Source organism: Lysinibacillus sp. RU7 (genome assembly GCF_057837305.1).
In genome coordinates, this window is record NZ_JBYQFK010000322.1 from 1 (window position 1) to 234 (window position 234).

The following is a 234-nucleotide window of genomic DNA, read 5'->3' on the forward strand; positions in this document are numbered from 1 at the left end:
GTCCCCCACTGGCGGCGCACGGCGGCGGAGCGCAGCGCGTTGAGCAGCACCGTCTTGCCGACGCCGCGCAGCCCGGTCAGCACGAGCGAGCGCTCGGGCCGGCCCGCCGAGACGCGGGCGAGCACGACGTCGAACGCACCGAGCTGCTCGTCGCGGCCGGCCAGCTCGGGGGGTCGCTGCCCGGCACCGGGCGCGTAGGGGTTCCGGATCGGGTCCACGACGGGACCGTATCGG

At 77.4% G+C, this 234-nt stretch carries 1 protein-coding gene; it reads right to left on the reverse strand.

The annotated features are described in order from the left end of the window. The coding region (locus AC3II9_RS22565) for an ATP-binding protein (protein WP_489159014.1) at window positions 1–234 on the reverse strand (234 nt) is incomplete at both ends.